The organism is candidate division TA06 bacterium B3_TA06, assembly GCA_005223075.1.
Lineage (GTDB): Bacteria > Hydrothermota > Tepidihabitantia > B3-TA06 > B3-TA06 > B3-TA06.
Genome location: NJBO01000038.1, coordinates 1 through 9,169 on the forward strand (window position 1 = coordinate 1; position 9,169 = coordinate 9,169).

General features: G+C 55.1%; 17 protein-coding genes. 7 read left to right on the forward strand and 10 right to left on the reverse strand.

The features are described 5' to 3' along the window. Window positions 1-193: 193 nt before the first annotated feature. Window positions 194-442, reverse strand: a complete 249-nt coding sequence (locus CEE36_11315) for a hypothetical protein (GenBank protein TKJ36868.1) — start codon at window positions 440-442, stop codon at window positions 194-196. 121 nt (window positions 443-563) lie between these two features. Between CEE36_11315 and CEE36_11320 the strand changes: the two genes are divergently transcribed. The 7 genes from CEE36_11320 to CEE36_11350 all read left to right on the forward strand — a co-directional run bounded on the left by CEE36_11320 (window position 564) and on the right by CEE36_11350 (window position 5,869). Further along, window positions 564-986, forward strand: a complete 423-nt coding sequence (locus tag CEE36_11320) for a hypothetical protein (GenBank protein TKJ36869.1) — start codon at window positions 564-566, stop codon at window positions 984-986. Window positions 987-1,091: 105 nt separating this feature from the next. Beyond that, the gene (locus CEE36_11325) at window positions 1,092-1,964 is read left to right on the forward strand and encodes a hypothetical protein (protein TKJ36870.1); all 873 of its coding nucleotides are present in this window, start codon (window positions 1,092-1,094) and stop codon (window positions 1,962-1,964) included. Window positions 1,965-2,018: 54 nt separating this feature from the next. After that, window positions 2,019-2,417 carry a hypothetical protein gene (locus tag CEE36_11330; GenBank protein ID TKJ36871.1) on the forward strand — a complete coding sequence of 133 codons (399 nt, stop codon included), beginning with the start codon at window positions 2,019-2,021 and terminating at the stop codon, window positions 2,415-2,417. Window positions 2,418-2,431: 14 nt separating this feature from the next. After that, a complete protein-coding gene (locus CEE36_11335; protein TKJ36872.1) occupies window positions 2,432-2,866 on the forward strand; it encodes a hypothetical protein in 435 nt (144 codons plus the stop codon). Between the two features lie 17 nt (window positions 2,867-2,883). Next, window positions 2,884-3,366 (forward strand): hypothetical protein, encoded by a 483-nt coding sequence (locus CEE36_11340; GenBank protein TKJ36873.1) that lies wholly within the window; start codon window positions 2,884-2,886, stop codon window positions 3,364-3,366. A gap of 1 nt (window position 3,367) precedes the next feature. Continuing rightward, complete coding sequence (locus CEE36_11345; protein ID TKJ36874.1) at window positions 3,368-3,784, forward strand: hypothetical protein; 417 nt, start codon at window positions 3,368-3,370, stop codon at window positions 3,782-3,784. A gap of 3 nt (window positions 3,785-3,787) precedes the next feature. Next, window positions 3,788-5,869, forward strand: a complete 2,082-nt coding sequence (locus tag CEE36_11350) for a hypothetical protein (protein TKJ36875.1) — start codon at window positions 3,788-3,790, stop codon at window positions 5,867-5,869. Between the two features lie 77 nt (window positions 5,870-5,946). Here the strand turns inward: CEE36_11350 and CEE36_11355 are convergent, their stop codons facing one another. From CEE36_11355 to CEE36_11395, 9 genes are all read right to left on the reverse strand, one after another. Beyond that, a complete protein-coding gene (locus CEE36_11355; GenBank protein ID TKJ36876.1) occupies window positions 5,947-6,546 on the reverse strand; it encodes a hypothetical protein in 600 nt (199 codons plus the stop codon). Next, window positions 6,521-6,715 (reverse strand): hypothetical protein, encoded by a 195-nt coding sequence (locus CEE36_11360; GenBank protein ID TKJ36877.1) that lies wholly within the window; start codon window positions 6,713-6,715, stop codon window positions 6,521-6,523. The genes CEE36_11355 and CEE36_11360 overlap by 26 nt, the downstream gene beginning before the upstream one ends. Before the next feature lies 1 nt (window position 6,716). Next, complete coding sequence (locus CEE36_11365; protein ID TKJ36878.1) at window positions 6,717-7,022, reverse strand: hypothetical protein; 306 nt, start codon at window positions 7,020-7,022, stop codon at window positions 6,717-6,719. Next, a complete protein-coding gene (locus CEE36_11370; GenBank protein ID TKJ36879.1) occupies window positions 7,019-7,228 on the reverse strand; it encodes a hypothetical protein in 210 nt (69 codons plus the stop codon). Before CEE36_11370 ends, CEE36_11365 begins: the two co-directional genes overlap by 4 nt. A gap of 154 nt (window positions 7,229-7,382) precedes the next feature. Next, window positions 7,383-7,598, reverse strand: coding sequence for a hypothetical protein (locus tag CEE36_11375; protein ID TKJ36880.1), 216 nt, complete (start codon window positions 7,596-7,598; stop codon window positions 7,383-7,385). Between the two features lies 1 nt (window position 7,599). After that, window positions 7,600-7,785, reverse strand: a complete 186-nt coding sequence (locus tag CEE36_11380; protein TKJ36881.1) for a hypothetical protein — start codon at window positions 7,783-7,785, stop codon at window positions 7,600-7,602. 617 nt (window positions 7,786-8,402) lie between these two features. After that, window positions 8,403-8,645: a hypothetical protein gene (locus CEE36_11385; GenBank protein ID TKJ36882.1), complete on the reverse strand. Its 243-nt coding sequence runs from the start codon at window positions 8,643-8,645 to the stop codon at window positions 8,403-8,405. After that, the gene (locus CEE36_11390; protein TKJ36883.1) at window positions 8,645-8,848 is read right to left on the reverse strand and encodes a hypothetical protein; all 204 of its coding nucleotides are present in this window, start codon (window positions 8,846-8,848) and stop codon (window positions 8,645-8,647) included. The genes CEE36_11385 and CEE36_11390 overlap by 1 nt, the downstream gene beginning before the upstream one ends. Next, complete coding sequence (locus tag CEE36_11395) at window positions 8,841-9,065, reverse strand: hypothetical protein (GenBank protein ID TKJ36884.1); 225 nt, start codon at window positions 9,063-9,065, stop codon at window positions 8,841-8,843. Before CEE36_11395 ends, CEE36_11390 begins: the two co-directional genes overlap by 8 nt. Between the last annotated feature and the right edge of the window lie 104 nt (window positions 9,066-9,169).

The window sequence follows — 9,169 nt, forward strand, 5'->3', positions numbered from 1 at the left end:
GTCGCAAGCTTTCCGTTAAAATGCGCAAAACCCCCCATCCCTACTAAGCGTCTATATCTCCTTTCAGGTATCTCTTGTAGCGTTCTCTACAAGCTCTTAAAGCCCCATCCACTTCCTCTTTGATCTCCTCGTGTGTTTTCCCGTCTTTACGCTTCAATAGGTATGAAATATAATTCACGATCATCATCTGTTCTCATACCACCCCTTCGAGGAACGCGCTACGCGCTATCACGGCGTACCAGAGCGCACCGCGCATACCCACGCCGATGAGGATGTCGAGATCCTTTTTCTCGGTGATGGTCTTGATCTCGTCGATGGTCGTGAGTAGATCCTGATCGGCTACGTACGTGCGAAGCTTCGACATGACGATCAGGCGGTGAACTCCGTGGGCCTCTTTGTACTCGTAAAGTAGATCCTTCAGGTTCGCGTTGAAATGGCTCATAGGGAGGGCCGTCCTCCTCCTCTTCGTCGTCCTCCTCGTCGTCTGAGTACCGTTTGAGGCTTAAAATATATAAGGGATTCAGTCGCCCCGATTAGATCGGACAAAAAGGAGACTACAAGGTTTGGTAAAAGTCAAACCGGAATCTGAGATCAAGAAGAACTACGAGGACAGCACAGCACTTGTACCGGCGCGATTCGAGGCCGGAGTCAAGGGCGCGACGTGGCAAGCCGAGGCCCTCGAAGGTCAAGACCTGTACGAGGAGCAGATGCGGAAGGACGAGATACTCAAGCGGAGAGCCTCGGGGATCGAGAAGGTGTCCGATGAGGCATGGAGGAAGAACACAGTTGACAAGGGCCGCAACATCATCGGCGCGAGGATGAAGGCCGCTAGTGGAAAGCAAGTGGCCGGATTCAGGCCCTACCGCGAGGCCCTTCTAACAGTCGAACTCCTCCCTAAGACAGCCGACCCCATGCAGAACCTGATCAACCGCGCGGGCGCGGTGGTCATGGCGATGGTGAACAAGAAAGCCGAGCTTACAGCCTAGAGGTGAGGATCGACGGTCTATAAGACGAAGTTCCTCAAGAAGCGGGTCGAGGACGCATACGAACCCGCGGCCGCCGGGACGTACAGTTGGGAGCTTACCGACGACGTGCTCGCGGCGGTCTGGTTGACCATCAAGGGCGACTTGGTGGCTGTTGGTCAGTGTATCGACGACCTTCTGGGCCTGATCGAAGGCATAGATGTTTGGTTCGGCGGGTTCAACGTGGTACACTACGCCTCCGGGGTAAAGGCCATGCTGATGAACGCGCTACTCAAGCAGAGCCGCCCCATGATACTAGGGAACGGACAGGCTATCGACGACATCATGGGATGTTCCTTCCCGATACTCTTCGGCGCGCCCTACATCAACGAGAAGATGGCCCTACCCGCCTCCACGTCCAATCGCAAGACTCTCAGCCTGACAGTGGCCATCGCCGACGCCGCGTTCGACGACCTCCTGATCGACATAACAGAGGTGATCCTACCGGGAGCAACCCCGACAGGGTTCATCAAACAGGAGGAGGTCAGCCTCGACGGGCAAGGCACGGGTGACAAGGACGTATTCCTTCAGCGAAATTGGGATCTTCTCAAGCTCCTGCTCCACTGTCCCACCGTCCCCGCGGACGCGACATGGGGCTACACAGTGGATCGAGCCGGACTTGAGATCGACGACTTCGTGTTCGGGTATCAGAGCGTGCCTTGGTGCATCCTCCACGGCGAGATGATGGACGAGATAACAGGCATGGCGGGCATCGAGAACCACTTCCACACGACTCTAGTACCGGATGCGACAGGACTCCCCGAGGACTTGGAGCATTGGATCAGACATTTCGCGGTCATGGATTTCTTCTACAATAAGGATCTGAAGTGGAAGGCCCCGCTATCCGACGCATCGACCGCCAAGTTGAAGCTCCACTACGCCGCGGACGAGGCCATATACTACATTCAGGCGAACTACGTCCCCGCCGCCAAGGTCAGGTGACACCTAGAAACCCTTTATATAACGTACCTCCCCTTTTTTTTATTTGGATAAAACATGAGCGTACTAGATTATATAGTCGGACGAATGAAGAGAGGGGTTATCACCTTCATTGGGATGGTGTCTCTCGCTCACCGAGACTGGCCCTATCACGACCACCATTCAGATACCACGACAGTCGTGTATCAACCGTACGTGGTGGGAGAGAATAACATCCCCGGTGACGGGGATCAGTTCAAGCGGTTCGTGGCTAAGTCCACCTTGATCTTCTGCACGACGAACACCCGCGTCATTTTCAATAATTCTAATAATGTCTTTCAGACCCTTCTCGCGAATACGTGGTACGAGTTTATGACCAACATCCATCAAATGTTTTACCGTTACTCCACTGAGGCGGGATCTATCCTCATCTACGTCGAGGGTGTCCTTCCGCAGGAGGCGCGGAGGCCAGAGTGAGGAGGCCGTGAGAGTTGCCTAGAGCAAGCGGTCAAAAGTACCACTATCAGGATCACGATAGCGATGTAGTGGATGAGGCTCCACCGGTTCAGAATACATGGTATGAGGTGTTTCATGCATACGATGTTCGGCTATTATGGTGTGTTCTTGAGCAGGATAACGAAGAGAACGCCGCTAAAACCTGCGAAGTAAGGTGGACGATAGACGGAAACGTGTATTTCGCTAGCATAAGCTTGGACGACGCGACTGCCTACTTTGTCTTTCGCAACCATCTTGCAAGTGCCGGAGGCACCGCGGGGCTGTCCATGACCACAACCTTCAGAAATGCCGCGGGTTTTCCGGGCAAGAGAGGGCAAGACTGCAAGGTTGAAGTCAGGATTACCGACGTTCTGGGGACAAATCAGAGACTTCAATGCTGGTGCGTCCGCGAGACGCTAGAGCTGACCTGAGATAGTGGTGTAAAGTCATGGAGAGGCCACCTAGCGAGGACGTACCACTGTTCTCCACGCGGAGTCTCGAAGGCGAGTACACCGCGTGGGCACTGGTATGGACTCGGAACTATGGCGCGCTTGTGACGCTGAGTGGAGTTTTAGTTGATAACGAGGGAACGGTCTACGCAACGGATTTCCCTCTCCTCGACTCGTACGTAAGGACATTCTTGGGCGTGGAGACGAACACCGCGAACTATACTTACTTCCAGAGGTATGAGCTTCCCGCGGTGAGCGCGACGGGTAAATACATCATCGGGACTCCTACCGCGCTTTTTACAGAGTTCGAGGTTTGGCGCGATGGAGTTATGATCTTCAGCCGTGATACGGTCCTAGACGATCCAAACGCCGCTACAATTATGAGGGTCGCGATATCGCCCGATGGTAAGTTCGTGGCCATCGTGAATATGCACGGAGTCAGTTTTATGGATGAGATACTGATGCTCTACGAGGGTACATGAGATGGTGAGAGAGTACAAGGCCCCGAAGATGGTGTTTCAACCGAGGCGCGTCGCGGAGATACCTTTCAGGGGAACGATAGCCGCGGGATTGATGAGAACCCTCGTATCGGGAAAGATCATGTACCCTTTCAGGATCACAAAGGTTAAGATGATCTTCACCGACGACGCGAACAACTGGATCAGACACGGATGGTACACAGGCCGCACTCGGAGTCAGCCGGAGACAGGGCCGCCCACGGGAATGAACATCTTCGGGCGTGAGAGTCCCGTGGCTGATTTCATCGGGAAGGCGATCATCAGGGTCGTACCCTGTAATATCGAGTTCCCCGAGGGCGGTGAGATAATTCACTTCTACACCAACAACACAGGCCCCTACGCGTACGAGAGAAACGCGTCGTGTTCCATCGAGGCGATGTGATCGATGGCTGAAGAAACGTATGTCGGAAGATACCGCGGGTGCGATCTCTACTACTACCGTGACATCGACAAGCACGGATCGCCCTGTCTCCCTCTATTCTTCGCGGATTTGGCGACCATCAAGGAGGAGATCAACAAGATGAGGGAGGCCCCGCCTCCACCACCTCCACCACCACCTGAAGAACCGCCGGAGGAACCACCGTTTGTTCCTCCACTCGACGAGGTGGACGAGGAACCCCCACCGATAATACCTCCACCTCCACCGCCTCCTCTACCGCCTCCCGAATTTGAGATCCCCGCGCTCCCTTGGTACGCGGCATGGCTCAAGCCGGTTCTGGAGTACATCGGAGAACTCACCGAGTCCGTGGTCAACTTCGTCAGCCCCTTTTTCGCTCCCATCGGAGAGGTCGCGAACAACATCGTCGGACTCCCCGCGGCCGCGGTCAACGCGATAAAGGAGGCCGCGGGCGACATACTTGAGAGACAGCGTAACCGGGGTTCGGCTATCGCGGTGAGCACCGTCGAGGAGATCCTCGCGGGTACGCCTCAATGGATGGTGGACTTGCAGAAGGGTATCGAGGGCCTCGAAACGGGGATACTAGCTGAGTACACGAAGGCCGTCGATGTCGAGACTTACGAGGAGTCACCGCTATCGGGAGAGGCGGCGGTCGAGGCCCTTGAGACGATGAGGGGGAGCCTCATAGCCGCGGCGATAGCGAACTTTACGATCCACGCGCTGATCGAGGCCGGTAGCCTTGGACAGTTTGAGTTTATGCGGGATCTCGACTCGATGGTGGCCTCCAAGTACGGACTGAACGCCCTCATTGAAAGGGCGACGATGCTTCCCATCGAGAAGGCGATGCTGATCCCCGCAGAGCAAGAATGGTTTTCTCGACACCCGAACATGATACCGACGTACTCCGACCTGATCAACATGGTCGTCAAGGAGGTTATCGACCTCGACAGGTTCAAGGCCGAGATGCTCAAGCTAGGGTTCCGGCACGAGTGGTCACAGTTCATCTGGGACGCACACTTCAGGCCGCCCGCGTGGGAGCAACTCGTCACGGCCTACCATCGCGGGGCTATCTCAGAGGATGAGCTTATGACCCTGAAGGTTCTCGTTGACCTCGATCCGCGCTACGATGTGGTTTGGGATAACCTCATTGAGCAGATACCGGCCTACTCCGAGCTTGTCAACCAGTTAGTTAAGGAGGTCATAGACAGGGACGAGTTCCTCAAGTACATGAAGTGGTACGGATTCGACGAGAAATGGGCCACGCGGATCTGGGACGCGCACTTTCTACCGCCCGCGCTTGGAGACATCATAACGGCATGGCGACGAGGAATTATCGACGAGAAGAGAGTAGACGACCTGATGATCCTCGTTGACCTAGATCCCCGGTTCAAGGAGATATTCGACACGCGGAAGCACATCGACCCGACGATCACCCTCGCGAGGTATATGTTCGAGACAGGCGCGATAGACGAGGACAGGGTTAAAGAGATCGTCGCTCGACAGGGCTACCTCCCCGAGGACATCGACCCCATAACCGAGTTCATCGTGCGCTTTCAGGAGCGAAGGTTCAGGACGTACTATCTAAGGGCCTTAGCGACCGGCGCGGTGTACGGAGCTTACACAGGCGAGGAGGTTATCGAAGAGGTCACAGCCGTAGGCTATCGAAAAGAGGTCGGTGAGTGGATGCTCAAGACAGCAGAGGCCCGGAAGAAAACCACGGAAGCGCGACGGAAGGCTCCCGCGCCCAAGTTGTTAGGCTTGGGGGATCTCAAGAAGTCGTACGCGCGCGACCTCTTCGACGAAGATGTGTTCAGGCGCGAGCTTCTCGTACGTAACTACGAGGTCGGGGACGTTGATCTTCTGATCGGCCTGATGAACTTGGATAAGGTGACGACCGAGGCCGGGGGACGCAAGATCGCCCTGTCTCAGACTGAGCTACTTAACGCGTGGAGGTACGAGGAGGTCAACGAGGACTATGTGCGGACGGAGCTAATACTGAGGGGCTTGACTGAGGATGAGGTCAATATATTGTTAAATACGAAGAGGAAACAGTGGGGCGTAGTGGGATAATGGAATCAAGGGATCAGATGATCGTGGTGGTCGTGGGCCTAGCTTCGGTGACGGTGATGGTGTCTTACGCCCTCCACTTAGGGATCAACGGAACCGTTTTGGCTACCGCGGTCGGGACGGTGTGTTCGATAATTGGCTACGTTTTCGGTCTCAAGAAGGGGGGCGAATAGAGCCTCCACTCCTTTTTTTACCTTCAAATAATGCCGGATATAGCCGTCGCGCCGGTTCGTGTAGTCGTTAAAGACCCACTCGACGATCTGGGGGATGGGCTTGATCTCGTCGTACAGGTAGGCCGGGGAGATCCTGAGCGTCATGTCGCCCCTGAACTCGCGGATTTTCACATAGTCCGGGTTAAGGATTCCGAGGCCCGCGAGGGTATGGCAGATCCGGCACGATAGATTGTAGCCGATCCCGTTGTCGAATACGAGGTGGAAGTTCTCGCGGTCGTGGTAAAGTAGGGGCCTTCCCCATTTGTTGTGTACGAGGCGTATGCGGTCGGGTTTCGTGCTACTCGAGAGGATGATGCAGTCGCCGACTTTGGGCCACTCCCACATGATCTTTTTAGTGATGGCCCTCGCTCCGTATCGGTTCGCGTTGTCTAGGTCTAGGATCAGGTGGCGGCGCGTCGTGTACCCGATGATAGGGTATCCTCTAGGGCGAGACGACGCGGAGGACATCGTAATAATCCCATCCCAACATTCTGAGGCGCATGTGGTAGCCGCGGAGAGTCTCGAATCCCTCTTCCGCGGCGTAGGCTCGGATCGCCGCCTCTTGCTTCGCGCTCACCACTCCGTCGAGCGGCTCGGTGACCCTGAACCATCCGGCCTCGGGTTCTACCTCGTCCATTTTACTTGTAGGCCCCCACCTGTTTGAGCGCGTCCCTCTCCGTGGAGTGGATCCAAATAGTATAAGGGCTTTCAGGTTTGAAGTATTGGAAGAACTCGAAGATCAGGGCCACGATGCGGTCGTCGTAAAGTGTGTCGGATAGGATCTCGATGCGCTTGTATCCGGCCTCGTCGAGGGCCTCGTCGGTGACGACCCCGTAGAGGCTCATCTGTTGGTCGTAGCCCTTCTTGATCCACTCGCGCTTGACGCGCTTCGCGGCCCCTGATTCGTGAATCCGGCGGATCTCGTCCGCGTCGAACTCAGTCAACCAGTCCGATCTTTGTCCTCTTTCCATTCTACCAAATCCCATTCAACGAAATAGTCCCAGATGAACGCGGCGATGTCTGTACAAGTCTCGTCCTCTATCGCACCAAATACCTCGTCGGCCTCCTCTCGATCCTTTGAGTTCTCGATGAGTCTCGCGAGTACGTCCATTGCATTGAACAGAGCGACCGCTTCTTTATGTGCTATCAAGTCATCACCTCCTCCCCTGAAATTCTCACCAGTTGAGAGAGTCTTGTGCGGGTGGAGAGGCTCCGCTGAATAGTTAGTATTCTCATTTGAGAGTAATAACTATATTTGCATGTATATGATGTATACCGGGTTACTCTCAGTTGGTGAGAATTAATCAAGGCCGTGGTGGTCGGCCTCCCTTCGGTAACTCCTCGACCTTTAACGTCCACTCGTTTATGAGCTTCCATTTTTTACCGCACTCCCCACACTCAAAATAAAAGATGATGTCCCAATCCCTTTTGACAAGTACGTGATCACATACCGTGGGAGTTCCACACCGCGGACATGGTTTAGTGAGGCCACGTACGAGAGGCGAGGGATCGGTCGCCATTTCACCCCTCCTTTTTGGTGAGTCGGCCTAGCTCCCTATCGATCAGGTAGTCAACGAGGGTTTGAACCGTCTCGTATGCGGCACTCACCTCTTGTAAGTCTCTGTCGAACTCCTCCATCCACCCTATCGTGAGCGTCTCGTACTGTCGTACGCGGACGGTGCGCTTGTACTCGACGGTGAACTTCAAAGCCTATCTAGCTCCCTGCATAGCTCTTTGAGGAACCGCATGAACGCCTCGGGACACTTCTCGTACACCTCTCTGAGGAGGTCGTGAGGGCCGGGGATCGGATCACCGCCCATCATGCTTGGGCCTCCTCCTCGACTTGCACACCGATGATCTGGACACAGTTCTTCCGCCTGTGGATGGGGCAGCCTGGATGACTCTTGCTCCCCCTCCATTGGCTGACCAACCATTCGTACCCTGTCTTACGACATCGGCATCTCACGTTCCTTCCGGCCTCCCACAGCTTACTCAGCAGACCTCAGCCTCCTCGGTCACTCGTAGAACCTCCTCATTAGCTCGCGGTCGTCGGGTTCCTCCACGCGGTCGAGGGCCTTCTCTAACCGGTGTGCGATCTCGTCGAGGGCCTTCTCGTGTTCCTTGAGGATGGTGATCATGAGGTCGAGCGCGTCGATCTTCTCGGTGAAGCTCAAGGTCGATCCTCCATGACGGTCATTAAAACATAGGAGCATTTGACGTATTCAGTACACTCCTTACAGGATACGCCTTTTTTCATCTCACCGGTTTCCTTGGGGCATTCAACACCCGCTATCTGGGGAAGGCTCTTAATCTTTACACCCATCTCAGCCCTCAGTCCTCCTCTTATGTAGCTCGTCGACGATGGGCTTGATATACGCCTGAATGCTCTCAAGATCCGGTTCCTCCTCGCCGGCGGCTCTCAGCCTCGCGCGCTCCCTGTTTAGTTTCTCGATGGTGGCCTCTCTGACGAATGCGCTTACGCTGTTCCAGTATCCGACCTCTTCCGCGAATTGCTTGATGTCCCCGGTCAGGCGTTTGGGGAGGCTTATTGTAGTCCATTTCCCCATCAGCCCTCTCCCTCCTTTAGGCCCTCGGTGACGGCGAACTCTACGCCCTTCTTGAATCCCAACCAGAGAGCGGTCGCGGCTGTGTTATCAATGTGTAGCGGCTGGGTGAGCCTCAGGGCGGCTGTGGGCCACCTTCCCTTGAACTCATCCATGACCATCTTCATGAACGCGGGGTCGTCGTAGATGCTCTTGGTGCTACTCATCGACGAACAACCCTCTTTCCTGAGCTTCATCCATGATGTCAGAGATCAACAGCGCGAACTGAACCCTATCCCGCGACGTGACGTTGATAACGCCGTCGCCTTGCTTGAACTGAAGAGTCCAAAGCTCGAAGTCGTTGGGCTTGTCCTTCTCCTTGGGGATGTGTCCGATCCTCACCTTTATCGCTCCGTGGGTTCCTCTCATCCCAATGTCTACCATCTATCTCTTCACCTCTGACCTAGAGATGTCATTACCTATTATTAGCGATTGTCAACCACTGATCAATATCAGGGGTCTTGCCGCCCCTACCGGAAAACCGGCGG